The following is a 16678-nucleotide window of genomic DNA, read 5'->3' on the forward strand; positions in this document are numbered from 1 at the left end:
TTATTTCTGTTGAGTTTTCTGAAAGGCGATCAATCCGCCGGTTAAATTCCTGACATTTTCATAACCATTCAATTCCAAAATTGATTTTGCTGTAGCGCTTCGCATACCAACTTTGCAAATAACGATGATCTCGTCAGTTTTATTCCAATCGATCTCATCTAAATTATTTTCTAAAAGGGGCAGGGGAATATTCTTTCCGCCCACGTTAAAGGTATGGTATTCCATTTCTCCGCGCACATCAAGCAGGTTCAAATGTTCACCGCTTTTAAGGCGTGTAAGCACTTCATTTGCACTAATATCGGTCATGGTGTTTTCTTGCCCTGCGTAACGGTAACATTGATACGTGTGCCGTTGCTTACTTTAGTTACGGAATCTGTTTTGGCAGGTGATTGTGCTACTATAATCAGGTTAGTAGAGTCTGTGATAGTACCCTGATAAGTAATGGTACCTAACACCACACCACTTTGTTTGAGTACAAATCTGGCTGCATCCAGGTCCTGGTTAATAAGGTCAGGAATTTCAACTTCACTGGCTCCAGAACCATCGCCAAGCACAAGATCAACCTTAGATCCCTTAGGGATTTTTGTTCCAGGTTGAATTTGCTGGCCAGCAAATTTTATTTCAAGCACATGATCACGGGCTATATCTGATTTATAGGTAGTGTCGCCAATTTTTAAGCCGTAGTTAGACAGCGTAGCCTCAGCAGAAATATAGGGTGCATCCAATATATCAGGAAGTGCCACATTAGGTGCCTGATTTTTAACAATTTTAAGATAAATGACACGACCTTCTTTAACATTTGTTCCAGCGTCCGGGTCCTGTTCAATTACCGTTCCGGGTGCCTGGTCAAGTACATATACCGAATCAATGCTCACACCAAAGCCCTGCTCTTTTAGAGTACTCAGGGCCCTGTCTATATTTATGCCTGTGATTTTTGGAACGGGGATACCCGAACCGTGACGTGTATAATAACCTAAACTATAAAATGCTATTAAAACAACAACTATTACGGAACCGATTGCGAAAAGAATAGTATTGCGAAACGATTTAGTTTTTAAGTAAGCTACAAAATTACTCATTTGAATTGATCAGGGTATTCAATGCCTATTCAGCAAACATAGGTCATTATTTCGAAATTTCGAAAAGCGTAATTCCTATTTTGGATTTAACGTATTTTCCGCGGCAATTGTTAAGCTAAAAAATATAATATTTCTTATTGCACGGACTTTATACTTAATTTCGAAATCGAAATTTCTAATAAAATATGTCAAGAAAAAACATAGCCCTTTTGGCCGGTGGATTTACCGGGGAATACGAAGTATCTGTTAACAGTGCAAAAAACATTGCTGCTAACCTTGATGCTGCTAAATATCAAGTATATACCATTTTTATTAACCGTGATAGCTGGTTTTATACATCCGATAAGGGGAATATACCTGTTGATAAAAATGATTTCAGTATAACCCTGGATGGACAAAAAATAAAATTCGATTTTGCCTTTATTACTGTACATGGCACACCCGGCGAAGATGGTAAACTGCAGGGCTATTTTGATTTACTGGGTATACCATACAATACCTGCGATGCTACCACATCAGCAATTACCATGAATAAGGCTTATACTAAAGCTATTGTGCATGGTATACATGGATTAAATACGGCGCGTTCTATTCAATTATTTAAAGGCGGCATACATGAAGCCTCAAATGTTGTCTCATCTTTAAAATTCCCTTTGTTTATTAAACCGAACAATGGTGGCAGCAGTGTTGGCATGAGCAAGGTGCAAAATGCTGCAGGCTTACACGATGCTTTTGAAAGAGCCTTTAAAGAAGATGACCAGATACTGGTAGAAGAGTTTATAAAAGGGCGTGAGTTCAGTATCGGCATAGCCAGACTGCATGGAAAAATAACAGTATTGCCTGCAACGGAGATCATTAGTTCAAAAGAGTTTTTTGATTACGAAGCCAAATATACTCCTGGTGTTTCAAAAGAGATCACGCCTGCAGAGTTGAGTGCAGATCAAAATGAAAAGATTGCCGAAATAGTTACGGAAGTTTACCTGAGACTGAATTGCCGGGGAATGGTAAGGGTTGATTTTATTTTGCTTGAGGGTACACAAGATTTTTATTTTATCGAGATTAATACCACACCGGGCCAATCAGCAAACAGCTTGATACCACAGCAGGTGAGGGCAGCGGGGATGAATGTGGGGGAGTTCTATGGTGATTTGATTGAAGGAGGAATGCATTAATGGTGTGCAAATTCCAAATGTGCAGATATGCGATGATTTTCATTTGCACATCTAAAATCTGCACATTTACACATCAAATCAGGTAATGCTCAATAATATCCTGAGGCACTTTAGCAGATCTGCCGGTTTGCATATCGATCATGGTATAATCAAACCAGCCATCGCAACAGATTTTTTTGGTTGCTTTGTTAGTGATTGTAAACTTTACGCGGCAGCCTTTTTCGTCGATAGTATCAATACCGGTTTTTACAATAAAATAATCGCCCATAGTTAGGGCACGTTTGTAATCGACATATGCCGTGCGTACCACCCAGCCAAAGCCACGTTCCATAAATTTCCCCATAGCCATGCCATAACAGCGTTCCATCTGGTCGTACCGGGCAGCCAACACGTAATCAAAATATTTGCTGTTGTGCACATGCTGAAACATATCTATATCATCCGGGCGTACACGAAATTCTGATTCAAAGGTGGCGTAGTTTGACATTTAGTGAATTATTGAATGAGTGAGTTAGTGAATTATACTTGCAAATCTATCAATTAAGGCTATTCCATTCAAATTCACTAACTCACTCATTCACTAATTATTCCTGCCCTTCTATCAACTAAGGCTATCCATTCAAATTCACTCATTCACTAACTCACTCATGCACTAATTATTCCTGCATTTCTACCAATTAAGGCTATTCCATTCAAATTCACTAACTCACTAATTATTCCTGCACTTCTATCAATTAAGGTTATCCCATTCAAATTCACTCATTCGCTAACTCACTCACGCACTAATTATTCCTACACTTCTTGTAATTATCCCAGAATAAAATTACCTTTGCACCTCAATTAACAAAAGTATAAACGCTTTAATATTATTCAGGTAATGTATTTAAGTAAAGAAGCAAAAACAGAGATTTTTGCAAAACACGGCAAAGCAGCCACCGATACCGGATCGGCAGAAGGACAAATCGCTTTATTCACAACACGTATTGCGCATTTGACCGGACATTTGAAAACCAACAAAAAGGATTTTTCAACCCAGCTTTCGCTGCAAAAATTAGTAGGTAAACGCCGTGCATTGCTGGCATACCTATACAACAAAGACATTGAAAGATATCGTGCTATTATCAAAGCCCTCCAGCTAAGAGATATCATCAAATAAATCTTTTCAGTTTTTAAACAAAAGCCATCCGCCAAGTCGGGTGGCTTTTTACTTTTGCTAAGTAAATTTGCACATATAAAAAAACCGGTGCGCTCCGAAAGATGAAAAGCGCATCACAACAAAAAAAAGATGAGTTTAAATGTAATTAAAAAGGTTATTGATTTAGGTGACGGCCGCACCATTGAGATCGAAACCGGTAAACTGGCCAAACAAGCCGATGGCTCTGTAGTAATTAAAATGGGTGATACCATGTTGTTAGCTACAGTAGTTTCGTCGCCCGAAGCAAAAGAAGGTGTTGATTTTTTACCATTATCCGTTGACTACCAGGAGAAATATGCTGCCACAGGCCGTATCCCGGGTGGTTTTTTACGCCGCGAAGCGCGTTTATCAGACTATGAGGTTTTGATCTCACGTTTGGTTGACCGTGCATTACGCCCGATGTTCCCCGAAGATTATCATGCTGATACACAAGTGATGATCTCGTTAATTTCTGCTGATAAAGATATTATGCCTGATTGTTTGGCAGGTTTGGCAGCATCAGCAGCTTTATCGGTTTCTGATATTCCTTTTAACGGGCCTATATCAGAAGTTCGTGTTGCTAAAGTTGATGGCAAATTGGTGATCAACCCAACTTTAAGTCAATTAGAAACAGCTACGTTAGAATTTATTGTAGCCGGTTCTGAGCATGACATTAACATGGTTGAGGGTGAATCAAAAGAGATACAGGAAGCTGAATTGGTTGAAGCAATCAAATTCGCTCACGAAGCAATCAAAATCCAGTGTTTAGTTCAAAAGCAGTTAGCTGCAGAAGTTGGTAAAACTGAAAAACGTGTTTACAGCCACGAAGATCATAATGAAGAATTGAAGAAAGCAATTTACGCTGCTACTTATGAGCAGGTTTATGCTATCGCATCTTCAGCTTCAGCAAAAGATGAGCGTGCTGCTAAATTCAAAGAAGTTCGTGATACGTATATCGAAACTTTAGGTGAGATCGATGATGTAACTAAGTTCCTCGCTAAAAAATATTATCACGATGTGGAATATGATGCTATACGCAACCTCGTATTAGACGAAGGCAAACGTTTAGACGGCCGCACTACAACACAAATACGCCCTATATGGAGCGAAGTTGGTTATTTACCATCAGCACACGGTTCGGCAATATTTACACGTGGTGAAACGCAATCATTAACCACTGTCACCTTAGGCGCTAAGGATGATGAGCAAATGATAGATGGTGCTTTCATCAATGGCTACCAGAAATTCCTGCTTCATTACAATTTCCCTGGTTTCTCAACCGGCGAAGTTCGTCCGAACAGGGGAGCGGGTCGTAGAGAAATTGGTCACGGTAACCTGGCTATGCGTTCATTGAAACAGGTATTACCATCTGATGATGAAAATCCTTACACTATTCGTATTGTATCGGATATTTTAGAATCAAACGGTTCATCATCCATGGCTACGGTTTGCGCCGGAACTTTGGCACTGATGGATGCTGGTATTAAAATTAAGGCTCCAGTAACAGGTATTGCGATGGGCTTGATCACCAATGAAATGGGTACTAAATATGCTATCCTGTCAGACATTTTGGGTGACGAAGATCATTTAGGTGATATGGATTTTAAAGTTACCGGTACTGAAAATGGTATTGTAGCTTGCCAAATGGACTTGAAGATCAATGGCTTATCATACGAAGTATTAACAAAAGCTTTAGATCAGGCTAAAGAAGGCCGTCTGCATATCCTTAACGAAATTAAGAAGACCATCAGCGCTCCACGTGAGGACTATAAACCACACGCTCCGCGTATCGTTACTATTAAGATCGATAAAGAATACATTGGCGCTGTTATTGGGCCCGGTGGTAAGATCATCCAGGAAATGCAACGCGAAACTGGTGCTACCATCTCGATTGAAGAAAAAGACAACCAGGGTATCGTACAGATATTCGCTGATAACAAGGAATCGATTGATGCTGCTGTTTCACGCATCAGGGCAATTGCTGCTAAGCCTGAAGTAGGCGAGATCTACGAAGGTAAAGTGAAATCAATTATGCCATTTGGTGCATTTGTTGAGATAATGCCAGGTAAAGATGGTTTATTGCATATATCTGAAATTGATCACAAGAGATTTGAGAGTATGGACGGCATCTTTAAAGTTGGAGATGAAGTAAGGGTTAAGCTATTAGAGGTTGATAAGCAAGGGAAATTAAAGCTTTCAAGAAAAGCATTATTGCCTAAGCCTGAAAAAGCTCAATAAAAACATAATCAGTTACATACAGAACCCTCATCAGATAATAATCGGATGAGGGTTTTTTATTTAAATATTTTTTCACTTTTTTAAAACAATTTTCACTTTTTAGAACTTTGAAACAATAAATGCGTATTATGACCCTATCTGACCCTAATAAACAATGACACCAGCTAAGAATGAATTATTAAGTTTTCTTAATTATAAATCTTCCCGGCTGCCAGACAATACACAAACGGACATTGTACAGTCGCTGCTGTATGAGATTGTTCGGGTTAAAGATTTGATACGATATTATGAATCCATCCCAAATGGAGGAGGTCGGCTTGGCGCGTCTATCCTGAATGAACTGGTGTCAGAAGCCTATAACTCACTCGTTAACTACGATATCGTCCTGATAAATAAATATTACGATCTGTTGCAGAATTGCGATTGATTTTTGTTTAGTGATCAGTTATCTGTTACTAGTGATCAGTTGATTTATTTAATGTCAAAATCCGTTTTCAACTCTAAATTTCTGTGTAACTAATCACCGATCTCTAATCACTAATTACTATCTTCGAAACATGAACCACCTCATATCCCCATCTATTTTGGCGTCCGATTTTGGTAATTTGCAGCGCGATGTTGAAATGCTGAACAAAAGCGAAGCCGACTGGATACACGTTGACGTTATGGATGGGCTATTTGTTCCTAATATTTCCTTTGGTTTTCCGGTGGTGGAGGCAGTAAAAAAACATGCTAAGAAGCCTTTGGATGTACATTTAATGATCGTTGACCCAGATAGATATTTAAAAGAATTTCAGGAAAAAGGTGCAAATGGTATTACTGTACATTTTGAAGCCTGTACACATCTTCATCGCACCATACAAGGTATTAAGGAATTGGGATGTCGTGCAGGTGTCGCATTAAATCCTCATACACCTGTCGCGATGCTTGATGATATTATCGAAGATCTGGACCTGGTGCTTATTATGTCAGTCAATCCCGGTTTCGGCGGCCAGAAATTCATCAATAATACCTATAAAAAATTGCACGATTTGAAATCGTTAAGTTCGTCGCGGAATCCAAACCTATATATCGAGGTTGATGGGGGAGTTGGAGATCAAAATGTGAAAAAGCTGGTAGATGCCGGGGCAAATGTTTTGGTTGCTGGTAACTCAGTTTTCTCAGCGGCAGATCAGCCATTAGCTATTAAAAATCTAAAATATCCCCTATAAATTAGTACAATTATAAATTGTACTGTTAATACTGGGTTAAAATTGCTTTTTTAATATTCTGTCAATTTGCGACATTAATTAAATTTGCAATTTTGATAAAAAAATTACAAATATTCTCTGTGAATATTGCCAAATTGATTAGCTTTGGCCCAACCAAATACAAAGTTGGCAATTGACCAATTAAAATATTATAACCAAAAATAAAATGAAACACAATTTCGGTGCCGGACCTGGCATTTTACCTCACGAGGTACTAAAGCAATCTGCTGAAGGAGTTTTAAATTTTAATGGCACAGGGTTGTCGATATTAGAAATATCACACCGCTCGCCTGAATTTGAATCTGTTTTGGATGAAGCAGTAAACCTGGTAAAAGAACTTTTTAATGTTCCCGAAGGTTACTCCGTATTATTTTTACAGGGAGGCGCCAGCACTCAATTTGCATTGGCACCTTATAACTTGCTACCAGAAGGTGGTAAAGCTGCCTATGTTGAAAGCGGAGTGTGGGCCAATAAAGCACTTAAGGAAGCAAAATTCTTTGGAGAAGTTGCTGTTGTAGCAACTGCAAAAGAAAGTAATTTCACTTATATCCCTAAGGATTTTGAGATACCTAAAGATGCCGCTTATATTCATATCACATCTAACAATACCATTTATGGTACACAGATGCACAAATTTTTTAAATCACCAATACCTGTAGTATGTGATATGTCATCAGATATATTCAGCCGTAAGGTTAACGTGGCTGATTTTGGTTTGATCTATGCTGGTGCTCAGAAAAACATGGGTCCTGCCGGTGTAACATTGGTTATTGTAAAGGATTCGATATTGGGTAAAACCAATCGTAAAATACCTTCCATGTTCAATTACCAGACACAAATTGAAGGCGGATCGATGTATAATACTCCACCTGTATTTGCAATCTACGTTTCTATGCTTACGCTGAACTGGCTTAAAGCCAAAGGCGGCGTTGAAGCCATTGAAAAAGAAAACGATGCAAAAGCAAAAGCTTTATACACTGAGATTGACCGCAACCCATTATTTAAAGGCGTTTGCGTACCTGAAGACAGGTCACATATGAATGTTTGTTTTGTGGTTGAAAACCCTGAACATGAAAAGCCTTTCCTGAAGTATTGTGATGAAAAAGGCATTGTGGGCTTAAAAGGTCACAGAAGTGTAGGTGGTTTCAGGGCATCTATTTACAATGCATTGCCGATCACCAGCGTACATGTGCTGATTGACGCCATGCAGGAATTCCAGGAAAAGAATAAATAAATCTGTCAATAGTCATTGGTCACTGGTCATTCTTGACTAAAACCAATGACAAATGACTTAATGACAAATGACTAAAACCATGATCAAAATATTAGCTAATGATGGTATCGATCCGATAGGCAAAAAAATGCTGGAAGATGCCGGGTTCTTTGTAGATACCAATAATATACCGCAGGATGAATTGCCTGTGAAATTGCAAAACTATGATGCTATAACCGTACGTAGTGCAACTAAAGTACGTAAGGCATTAATTGACGCCTGCCCTAATCTGAAACTAATTGGTCGCGGTGGTGTAGGGGTGGATAATATAGACGTTGATTATGCTAAAGAAAAAGGTGTAGGCGTTTATAACACACCAGCTTCTTCTTCTTTATCAGTTGCTGAGCTGGTGTTCGCACAATTATTTGGAGGAGTTCGCTTTTTAGCTGATAGCAATCGCAAAATGCCGATTGAGGGCAATACCAAATTCAATGATCTGAAAAAGGCGTATGCTAAAGGGATTGAATTACGTGGCAAAACCTTAGGTATTTTAGGTTTCGGTCGTATTGGGCGCGAGGTGGCTAAAATTGCTATTGGTGTTGGAATGGATGTATTGGCTTATGACCTGTATCCGTTTAATCCTGAAGTAGAAATATTATTAGGAGGGGGCATTGCAGTAAACGCAAAGGTTACCATTGCTTCTTTGGAAGAAGTTATTACCGAGTCTGATTTCATTACACTGCATACTCCATTTGTTGACAAGGCATTATTAGGCGCTGCTGAACTGGCTCAAACTAAAAAAGGTGTTGGACTGGTAAATATCTCGCGAGGTGGCTTGATCGATGAGCTGGCTTTAATAGATGCCTTAAACAGCGGACATGTTTCATTTGCAGCGTTAGACGTTTTTGATAACGAACCAACCCCACGCGAAGAAATATTGAAACACCCTAAAATTTCGTTAACGCCGCATATTGGTGCCGCTACTAATGAGGCTCAGGAGAGGATAGGGGTTGAACTAGCGAGTTTGATCATAGGACATTTTAAGAAGTAAGGGGTTCGAGTCCCTTCTTCCGCACAAAAGCCGATAGCTGTTAGTTATCGGCTTTTTTTATTTAATTCGCTGACTATTTCACGCGCTCAGTATATTCTCCGGTGCGTGTATCCACCTTTATTTTATCGCCCTGGTTTACAAAAAGCGGCACCCTTATCTCGATTCCATTTTCTGTCGTTGCAATCTTAAGAGCGCCGGAAGAAGTATCGCCTTTAACAGCCGGCTCGGCATAGGTAATCTCCAGTTCTACGAAGTTGGGTGCTTGCGCCATAATGGGTTCTTCACTCTCAAAGGAAACGATCACGTTCATTCCTTCCTTCAGGAATTTCACAGCCGGACCGAAGAGTGATTTTGGAATATTATGCTGCTCAAAGCTGGTGTTATCCATAATAACCATAAAATCGCCATCCTCGTACAAATATTGAAAATCATTCGTTTCTACGCGGCAAATCTCTACTTGCTCGTCAGTCCCCAAACGGGCCTCAACAATTTTGCCGGTTTTAATATTACGAAACTTGTCCAGGTAAAACGCTCCACCTTTTCCCGGTGTACGATGCATCACTTCGGTAACGGTTACCAGTTCGCCGTTGAAGCGTAGTATGTTGCCCACTTTAATTTCGGATGCTTTTGCCATGAAGATATAGTTATAAAATTTGAGCCCAAAGATAGATTAACTTATGATAAACCATCATCTAAATGAATAATGCCATAACTGTTGGTAGTAAGTAAATTTTCCGGCCGATACTGATCAGATTGGCATTGCTACCAATGAGGCCCAGGAGAGAATAGGGTTGAGTTGGCTAGTTTGATAATAGGGCATTTTAAGAAGTAAGGGTTTCGAGTCCCTTCTTCCGCACTGAGGATGTTTGTTAAAACATTTAAATGGTTTTTTTGAGATAAATAGGATTATTTATTATCTGATATTTTTATTTCGCCATTATTCAGGATTACTATAGTACGTTTTTTGGAACCTAAATATTCGGTTGTTTGGTTTCCATGTGAATCTTCGTCCCCGTCTGTCCAATTCTGGTCTATTAGATGAATAGCGTAATTTTTATCGATGAAAAAATTTCTTTCCCAATCAGAATCTATGTAAAAGCTATTACTAACGTTAAGAACGGTAGCGTTAAAAGTTATCGGATCAAATAGGATGATATAACCAAAATCACTATAATTCATATCGACGCATGTATTTTTCATATAGTCCAACAAAGCATCTTTTGCAGTTGCAGCGCTTTGGTGATACATATAGTAGACTTGATACTTATTTATATTGGGAAATTTATATTTGTATTGTGTAAGTTTCAGTAAACTACTATCAATCGGTTTACCACTTGTACATATATATCCGTGTATACTATCTAAGTTAATGTACCTTGTACTTTTAATGATGGGTAGTCGAAATATTTTATCTGTAGCTCGAAATATTTTACCGGGTTTTGGCCATCCTTTTGACCAAAATGGTAACGATGTTATTTCTGGAGCACCATTTGTAAATAAGGTGTCCGATGCATTTTGTTTTTTATTTCTAATAGCATCAGTTTGATTATGTGTTACTTTAGAAATTTGTGCAATAGATTTATTTACCTTCTGTTTTTTTTCCTTACATGATAAGATAAGAGCGGAGAAAGATAAGATGGTTATTAATAAGCGTTTAGTCATTTTTGGACATTGCTTTAGCAATACATAATATGATTATTATCAAGAGCGCCAGAATACAAAATTATAATAATATAGTCGAATTTCTAAAGGGTATAACTCACGTCCTTTTCCGGAATAGACACCGGATACCCTTCTTCCTCCAAAGCATCAGATAAAGCCTGCATACTGGCTTCTTCGCCATGTACCAGGAAAATGGTTCTCAGCTTGTTCTTATCTTGCTGACGGGCTACATTCATCAGGTCTTCATGGTCGCCGTGGGCACTTAAAACATCGGTTTGTTTAATAGTAGCATATACTGATAATTCACGGTCTTTGATGTGAACGATGGGATCGCCGCGTAATAAACGATGGCCTAATGTACCTTTGGCACAATATCCAATGAAAAGAATGGTACAGTAGTAGTTTTGTATGTTATTGTATAAATGATCCTGTATACGGCCGCCTTCGAGCATACCGGCAGAAGAAATGATGATACAAGGTTCAAAATAATTGGAAACCTGGCGGCTTTCTTTCAGATTTTCAACATACTCCAGGTTATCAAATTCAAACTCATCGCCTTTGGCCTGGTAGAATGCACGGGCATCTTCATTTACAAGGTTATGGTGTTTGCGGAATACTTCAGTAGCTGTAACAGCCATTGGGCTATCCACAAATACTTTAACAGGAGGAAGCAAACCCTCGGTAAATATCTTGTTTAACGAATAAACCAATGATTGGGTACGGCCTATACTAAATGCCGGAATAATCAAACGGCCAGATTCCTTGATACAAGCTTTATCAATAGTTTCTATCAATGACTGCTCAACCGATCTGTCTTTAGTGTGCAGGCGCCCGCCATAGGTTGATTCACATACCAGGTAATCCACTTGCGGCAATTCCTGCGGATCATCTAATACAGGGTAATTTTTACGGCCTATATCGCCTGTAAAAGCAATAGTCTTTTCTTCGCCATGTTCATTTATCTTCAATACAGCTGCAGCGGCGCCTAAAAGGTGGCCTACGGGTATAAATGTTAGCTCAATATCTCCATTAATCCGGAAGGGCCTGTTAAATCCAATGGTCACAAAACGATCCATCGTATCCATCACATGCTTTTGCAGATATAAAGGCTGCTGTACCCGATCCTGACGTTTACGGTTATGCTTACGGCCCTTTTCGATCTTGCCCATAAATATCCGGACCGAATCTAATAGTAATAGTTCAGTCAGGTCTGCCGTAGCCGGGGTGCAGAGTATTTGTCCCTCGAAACCGAGACGAACCAGTGTAGGCAGATTCCCGGAATGATCGATGTGTGCGTGCGTCAGGACAACAACATCAATTTCCGCCGGATCAAACGGAAAGTTTTCATTCGATTGTACACTGCGGTCTTTTTCATAATCCAGTCCGCAATCTATCAATATTTTATATTGGCCAACCTCGAGCAGGTGCATACTTCCTGTAACTTGCCGGGCTGCTCCGTGTATGGTTAATTTCATTGTAAGGTTTTACGTAGTACGTTATAAGTAATACGTTTTATTTATAATTTCTACTATGTTAATGTTTTGAAGGTTTTTCAACGTACAACGTATAACGTCAAACTTAAAACTTTTTTACACTTCAAATTGTAATTGGCTCAGGTAGCGATAAAGTCCCTTTTCATTGCCCAACAGCTCTTCATGACTTCCGCTTTCAATCACTGTTCCTTTTTCCAAAACTATGATTTTATCTGCTTCGCGTATAGTTGACAAGCGATGCGCAATAATAACAGATGTACGGTTTTTCATCAACTCTTCCAATGCTTCCTGCACTAAACGTTCGGATTCAGAATCCAATGATGAGGTAGCTTCGTCAAGGATCAATATAGATGGATTTTTTAGTAACGCCCTTGCTATTGCAATACGCTGACGTTGACCACCGGAAAGTTTAACACCACGCTCGCCAACCACTGTATCATAACCTTCGGGGAAAGACATGATAAACTGGTGTGCATTCGCACGCTGAGCTGCCTGTATAATTTCTTCTTTGGATGAACTTAGTTTACCGTAAGCTATATTTTCCTGTATCGTTCCGCCAAACAACATTACATCCTGGGGTACAATAGCTACCTGGTTGCGGATGTCTGTTAATGAATAAGTATCAGATGGTTGATCATCAAATAAAATGGTTCCGCTTTGCGGATGGTAAAACTGTAATATCAAAGCTGCCATAGTTGATTTACCGGAACCGCTCGGACCCACTATCGCGATCTTTTGACCTCTTTTTGCTTCGAAAGAAACGCCTTTTAATACCTCGATCTCTGAACGGGAGGGGTAATGAAAATTCACTTTATCAAAAGCAAGATCGCCCGTTATTTTTTGTGTGATGATATTATCAGCTTCATTTATTGAAACGTCTTCACTTTTTTCTTCTAATATTTCCAATACACGCTCGCTTGCACCAACAGCCTTTTGTACGTTAGCATATAGTTCGGGAAAACTTCCCATGGCGCTACCTACAAAAACTGCATATAAAGCAAATTTGAATAGTTCACCAACTGTAAGCTCGTTATGGCTCACCAATATGCATCCGTAGGCAATTACAGCCACAATAGCACCAAACATACCAAACACTATAAAAGAAGCGAACAGTCCACGGTATTTTGCGCCCTTGATGGCTATATTGGCAACATCCCTGATATTTCTACCATACCTCCCAGCTTCATAGGATTCGTTTACAAAAGCTTTGACGTTGGCTATTCCTTGTAAAGTTTCTTCAACGATTGTATTTGATTCAGCTAATTTATCCTGCGCTGTCCTCGATATTTTACGAATGAACCGGCCAAAAAATACTGCGGTAACGACTAATACCGGTAGTACGATCAATAAGGCTAAGGTAAGTTTGATGGATACAATTGCTAAAAATGCAACACCACCGATTAGTAAAACCATTTGCCTTATCATTTCTGCAAGGGTAGTGGTTAATGTATCCTGTATCTGCGAAAGATCGGCTGAGATGCGGCTGTTTAATTCTCCAACCCTTCGGTTAGAGAAGAAGTTCATTGGCAGTGTGATCAGCTTAAAATAAGTATTTCTTCTGATATCGGCTAATGACCTTTCTGCAACCTGTACAAACCAAAGTATCCTGAAAAAGGAAACAAATGCCTGCGAGAATAATACAACCAAAGCCAGTAAACCTATTCCCTGGATAGTTGCCGGCAATAATTTATTGGTATGCTTTCCTTGTGCGGCATCTATCAAAGCACCTAAAAATGAAGGAAATGCAAGGCCTACAAGGCTTGATAAAAATAAGAAAAGTAAAGCAGCTGCAAATTTTACCCGGTAGGGCCGGATATAAGAAAGCAACCTGGAAATATGAGTTAATGTTTGTCTGTTTAATTTAGCTTTAGGTAGTTCTTCGCCCTGTTTATTACCACTATTCAATCGTGCTCTTGCCATATTTTATTAAGTGCGGAATTTTACGGTTGCTAAATTAAGCCTTAACAGCGCGTTTTTTTAATATTAAATATAAAATTGACCCAAGCATGAGAACAAATACGATAATAAATATTTGCAACTGCTTCACCTGATGATCTTTTTCATTTTGGAGTTCTTGTTTTGACTGATCCGCCTGCATTCTTAACTTGTTGATCGTAGTCATAAAACCAAGATTAACATTCTCAGTTTCTGTCGAATGAGTCTGGGCCTGCTGCTGTTGAAAAACACGGTAATCCATCAGTATCTTAATTTCTCTGAAGAGATCATCATCAGTTTTAGCAATATCCATCAAAATATCATTTGATCTGCGGATATCTTTCTTAGTCTGCAACCCAAATATCCCGGTGTGTTTGCTCAGGCTCTCCTCATATTGTCCAAACTTTTGTCTCCGAACATCAAGCATTTGGTTGATCTTGGCGCGCTGAAGCTGGTAGGCAATAGAATCAACATTATTCTTTTGGGCAAATGTGTAAGTATATAATAAGCATAATAAACAGGCAGCAATAAGTTTTTTCATAGAAAATAGATTATTCAAAATCGATGATCACGCTGTCACCAAGATTCAATCCTAATAACCCACTTGCGTTACCTTTGTTTATAGCTATTTCCAAATGATCGCTTATACCGAATAAGCATAGTTTTTCACCTTCGGGCACCTCATTATAATGCCAGCTCAGGTGGTTGATAGTCTCGTTGCGTTTAAAATAGAGTACAAACCGCCTGCCTTCTTGTATTTTATTAAAGAACTCCTTTGTAATGTTGGTGATCACATTCTGAAAAGAATCAATATAGATCACAGAACCTTTGATCACATTTTTTTCAACAATGGGCTGCAGGTTCATTTTCTTTTCGATAGTGGTTACAGGCAAACCTATTTCAACTAATTTACCTCCGCTTGCCAAGTGACAGGCAGCCTTAACAAATATATCGGCCAGTGGAAAGTGTAGAAATTTAAGATCCTGCATAATATGGATCTCTACTATTTCGTCTGGCTCTGAATCAAACATCAGGGAAAATATACCATTATCGGAACCTACAAAATAATGATTCTTATAGCGTAGGGCCAGGTATTTTGTGTCTGAATTAAAAACTGTATCAATGCCAATCAGGTGCACGGTGGCATCCGGGAAATAATAAAAACTGTTTTTTAAGATGAATGCGGCTTGCTGTACATTAAATGCGGCAACGTTATGAGTAATGTCGACAATATTTACTGAAGGCAACAATTTTAAAATACTTCCTTTAAGCGCTGCCTGGTAAATGTCCTTATCGCCCAAATCAGTAGTTAAAGTTATTATTGCCATTAATTTATTAAATATTTATTGCTAATCTTGTGCTAGCTTTAGATGCTACAAATATTAAATTTTTAATTCATAAAATATTCTGCAACTATAAAATCATTTACTGTTGAACGAACTTAAAATATCCATAGATAATATCAATCCAGCCGTGCTGTGGGGACCGAATAACGATCATTTCGAGATCATTAAAAAACAATATCCCAAACTAAAATTAGTAGCACGCGGCAGTGAACTGAAAGTGTTGGGCGATGATCATGAACTGGCCATCTTTGATGAAAAGTTCACGCATTTGCTCAACCACGTTGAGAAATTCGAGAATCTGAATATCACTGATCTGGAAAGGATACTTGGTTCAAAAGCTTCTTTAGCACCAATTGCTGATCCAGCCGATAAATCGACAACAGGTGAGGTATTAGTATTTGGCCCCAATGGCATTTTAGTAAAAGCCAGGACCGCGAATCAACGACGCATGGTTGAGGGCATCAACAAAAATGATATCCTTTTTGCAATAGGCCCTGCCGGTACCGGTAAAACTTATACTGCGGTAGCATTGGCGGTGCGTGCGCTAAAGAACAAGGAAATAAAACGTATTATTCTTACACGCCCGGCAGTGGAAGCAGGAGAGAACCTTGGATTTTTACCGGGTGACCTGAAAGAAAAGATCGATCCATACCTGAGGCCTTTGTACGATGCACTGGATGATATGATCCCGGCTGAAAAATTAAAGGTATATCTTGAAAACCGTACCATTGAGATTGCTCCTTTGGCATTTATGCGTGGGCGAACACTGGATAATTGTTTTGTGATATTAGATGAGGCACAAAATGCTACCGATATGCAGCTAAAGATGTTTTTAACCCGTATGGGGCCATCCGCTAAGTTTATCGTTACGGGTGACGTAACACAAATAGATTTACCTAAAAAACAGCAATCAGGCCTGCATACCGCGTTGCGTATCTTAACTGATATAAAGGGTATCGAATTAATATATCTGACAGGAGAGGACGTAGTGCGCCACAAACTGGTAAGACGGATTTTAGAGGCTTACGGAGATATACAGTAAATAGATATGGGATATTAGATGTG

General features: G+C 39.1%; 17 protein-coding genes. 8 read left to right on the forward strand and 9 right to left on the reverse strand.

The annotated features are described in order from the left end of the window. Positions 1-306, reverse strand: coding sequence for a rhodanese-like domain-containing protein (locus tag ACPPVU_RS15605; protein WP_426667449.1), 306 nt, complete (start codon positions 304-306; stop codon positions 1-3). Continuing rightward, positions 303-1079, reverse strand: a complete 777-nt coding sequence (locus ACPPVU_RS15610) for a PASTA domain-containing protein (RefSeq protein ID WP_426667450.1) — start codon at positions 1077-1079, stop codon at positions 303-305. Before ACPPVU_RS15610 ends, ACPPVU_RS15605 begins: the two co-directional genes overlap by 4 nt. A 185-nt stretch (positions 1080-1264) precedes the next feature. On the opposite strand from ACPPVU_RS15610, the gene ACPPVU_RS15615 reads away from it, so the two are divergent. Then, a complete protein-coding gene (locus ACPPVU_RS15615; protein ID WP_426667451.1) occupies positions 1265-2251 on the forward strand; it encodes a D-alanine--D-alanine ligase in 987 nt (328 codons plus the stop codon). Between the two features lie 73 nt (positions 2252-2324). Here ACPPVU_RS15615 and ACPPVU_RS15620 read toward each other — a convergent pair whose 3' ends face one another. Continuing rightward, positions 2325-2738 (reverse strand): acyl-CoA thioesterase, encoded by a 414-nt coding sequence (locus ACPPVU_RS15620; RefSeq protein ID WP_426667452.1) that lies wholly within the window; start codon positions 2736-2738, stop codon positions 2325-2327. A gap of 390 nt (positions 2739-3128) precedes the next feature. Here ACPPVU_RS15620 and rpsO point away from each other — a divergent pair, with 390 nt between their 5' ends. The 6 genes from rpsO to ACPPVU_RS15650 all read left to right on the forward strand — a co-directional run bounded on the left by rpsO (position 3129) and on the right by ACPPVU_RS15650 (position 9177). Beyond that, a complete protein-coding gene (gene rpsO / locus ACPPVU_RS15625; RefSeq protein WP_426667453.1) occupies positions 3129-3407 on the forward strand; it encodes a 30S ribosomal protein S15 in 279 nt (92 codons plus the stop codon). A gap of 129 nt (positions 3408-3536) precedes the next feature. Beyond that, entirely contained in the window at positions 3537-5663 is a 2127-nt protein-coding gene (gene pnp / locus ACPPVU_RS15630) for a polyribonucleotide nucleotidyltransferase (protein WP_426667454.1), read from the forward strand. A gap of 154 nt (positions 5664-5817) precedes the next feature. Next, positions 5818-6090, forward strand: a complete 273-nt coding sequence (locus tag ACPPVU_RS15635; protein WP_426667455.1) for a hypothetical protein — start codon at positions 5818-5820, stop codon at positions 6088-6090. Between the two features lie 130 nt (positions 6091-6220). Continuing rightward, positions 6221-6874, forward strand: a complete 654-nt coding sequence (gene rpe / locus ACPPVU_RS15640; protein ID WP_426667456.1) for a ribulose-phosphate 3-epimerase — start codon at positions 6221-6223, stop codon at positions 6872-6874. A 205-nt stretch (positions 6875-7079) separates the two neighbouring features. Further along, entirely contained in the window at positions 7080-8147 is a 1068-nt protein-coding gene (gene serC, locus ACPPVU_RS15645; protein ID WP_426667457.1) for a 3-phosphoserine/phosphohydroxythreonine transaminase, read from the forward strand. Between the two features lie 79 nt (positions 8148-8226). Then, entirely contained in the window at positions 8227-9177 is a 951-nt protein-coding gene (locus tag ACPPVU_RS15650) for a D-2-hydroxyacid dehydrogenase (protein WP_426667458.1), read from the forward strand. 73 nt (positions 9178-9250) lie between these two features. Here ACPPVU_RS15650 and efp read toward each other — a convergent pair whose 3' ends face one another. The 6 genes from efp to ACPPVU_RS15680 all read right to left on the reverse strand — a co-directional run bounded on the left by efp (position 9251) and on the right by ACPPVU_RS15680 (position 15595). Further along, positions 9251-9811, reverse strand: coding sequence for an elongation factor P (gene efp, locus ACPPVU_RS15655; protein WP_426667459.1), 561 nt, complete (start codon positions 9809-9811; stop codon positions 9251-9253). Positions 9812-10083: 272 nt separating this feature from the next. Continuing rightward, positions 10084-10839 (reverse strand): hypothetical protein, encoded by a 756-nt coding sequence (locus ACPPVU_RS15660; protein WP_426667460.1) that lies wholly within the window; start codon positions 10837-10839, stop codon positions 10084-10086. An 83-nt stretch (positions 10840-10922) separates the two neighbouring features. Beyond that, a complete protein-coding gene (locus ACPPVU_RS15665; RefSeq protein WP_426667461.1) occupies positions 10923-12314 on the reverse strand; it encodes an MBL fold metallo-hydrolase RNA specificity domain-containing protein in 1392 nt (463 codons plus the stop codon). Between the two features lie 114 nt (positions 12315-12428). Beyond that, entirely contained in the window at positions 12429-14252 is a 1824-nt protein-coding gene (locus ACPPVU_RS15670; protein WP_426667462.1) for an ABC transporter ATP-binding protein, read from the reverse strand. Between the two features lie 34 nt (positions 14253-14286). Next, positions 14287-14808 carry a hypothetical protein gene (locus ACPPVU_RS15675; RefSeq protein WP_426667463.1) on the reverse strand — a complete coding sequence of 174 codons (522 nt, stop codon included), beginning with the start codon at positions 14806-14808 and terminating at the stop codon, positions 14287-14289. 10 nt (positions 14809-14818) lie between these two features. After that, positions 14819-15595 (reverse strand): SAM hydrolase/SAM-dependent halogenase family protein, encoded by a 777-nt coding sequence (locus tag ACPPVU_RS15680; RefSeq protein ID WP_426667464.1) that lies wholly within the window; start codon positions 15593-15595, stop codon positions 14819-14821. Positions 15596-15698: 103 nt separating this feature from the next. Here ACPPVU_RS15680 and ACPPVU_RS15685 point away from each other — a divergent pair, with 103 nt between their 5' ends. After that, the gene (locus ACPPVU_RS15685; RefSeq protein WP_426667465.1) at positions 15699-16655 is read left to right on the forward strand and encodes a PhoH family protein; all 957 of its coding nucleotides are present in this window, start codon (positions 15699-15701) and stop codon (positions 16653-16655) included. Positions 16656-16678: the final 23 nt, after the last annotated feature.

It is taken from the genome of Mucilaginibacter sp. McL0603, assembly GCF_049992945.1.
Taxonomy (GTDB): Bacteria; Bacteroidota; Bacteroidia; order Sphingobacteriales; family Sphingobacteriaceae; genus Mucilaginibacter.

Excerpts from the sequence above, each read along its gene's own strand:
- ACPPVU_RS15605 (WP_426667449.1), bottom strand. The coding sequence starts at position 306 with ATGACCGATATTAGTGCAAATGAAGTGCTTACACGCCTTAAAAGCGGT.
- ACPPVU_RS15610 (WP_426667450.1), bottom strand. The coding sequence starts at position 1,079 with ATGAGTAATTTTGTAGCTTACTTAAAAACTAAATCGTTTCGCAATACT.
- ACPPVU_RS15615 (WP_426667451.1), top strand. The coding sequence starts at position 1,265 with ATGTCAAGAAAAAACATAGCCCTTTTGGCCGGTGGATTTACCGGGGAA.
- ACPPVU_RS15620 (WP_426667452.1), bottom strand. The coding sequence starts at position 2,738 with ATGTCAAACTACGCCACCTTTGAATCAGAATTTCGTGTACGCCCGGAT.
- rpsO (WP_426667453.1), top strand. The coding sequence starts at position 3,129 with ATGTATTTAAGTAAAGAAGCAAAAACAGAGATTTTTGCAAAACACGGC.
- pnp (WP_426667454.1), top strand. The coding sequence starts at position 3,537 with ATGAGTTTAAATGTAATTAAAAAGGTTATTGATTTAGGTGACGGCCGC.
- ACPPVU_RS15635 (WP_426667455.1), top strand. The coding sequence starts at position 5,818 with ATGACACCAGCTAAGAATGAATTATTAAGTTTTCTTAATTATAAATCT.
- rpe (WP_426667456.1), top strand. The coding sequence starts at position 6,221 with ATGAACCACCTCATATCCCCATCTATTTTGGCGTCCGATTTTGGTAAT.
- serC (WP_426667457.1), top strand. The coding sequence starts at position 7,080 with ATGAAACACAATTTCGGTGCCGGACCTGGCATTTTACCTCACGAGGTA.
- ACPPVU_RS15650 (WP_426667458.1), top strand. The coding sequence starts at position 8,227 with ATGATCAAAATATTAGCTAATGATGGTATCGATCCGATAGGCAAAAAA.
- efp (WP_426667459.1), bottom strand. The coding sequence starts at position 9,811 with ATGGCAAAAGCATCCGAAATTAAAGTGGGCAACATACTACGCTTCAAC.
- ACPPVU_RS15660 (WP_426667460.1), bottom strand. The coding sequence starts at position 10,839 with ATGACTAAACGCTTATTAATAACCATCTTATCTTTCTCCGCTCTTATC.
- ACPPVU_RS15665 (WP_426667461.1), bottom strand. The coding sequence starts at position 12,314 with ATGAAATTAACCATACACGGAGCAGCCCGGCAAGTTACAGGAAGTATG.
- ACPPVU_RS15670 (WP_426667462.1), bottom strand. The coding sequence starts at position 14,252 with ATGGCAAGAGCACGATTGAATAGTGGTAATAAACAGGGCGAAGAACTA.
- ACPPVU_RS15675 (WP_426667463.1), bottom strand. The coding sequence starts at position 14,808 with ATGAAAAAACTTATTGCTGCCTGTTTATTATGCTTATTATATACTTAC.
- ACPPVU_RS15680 (WP_426667464.1), bottom strand. The coding sequence starts at position 15,595 with ATGGCAATAATAACTTTAACTACTGATTTGGGCGATAAGGACATTTAC.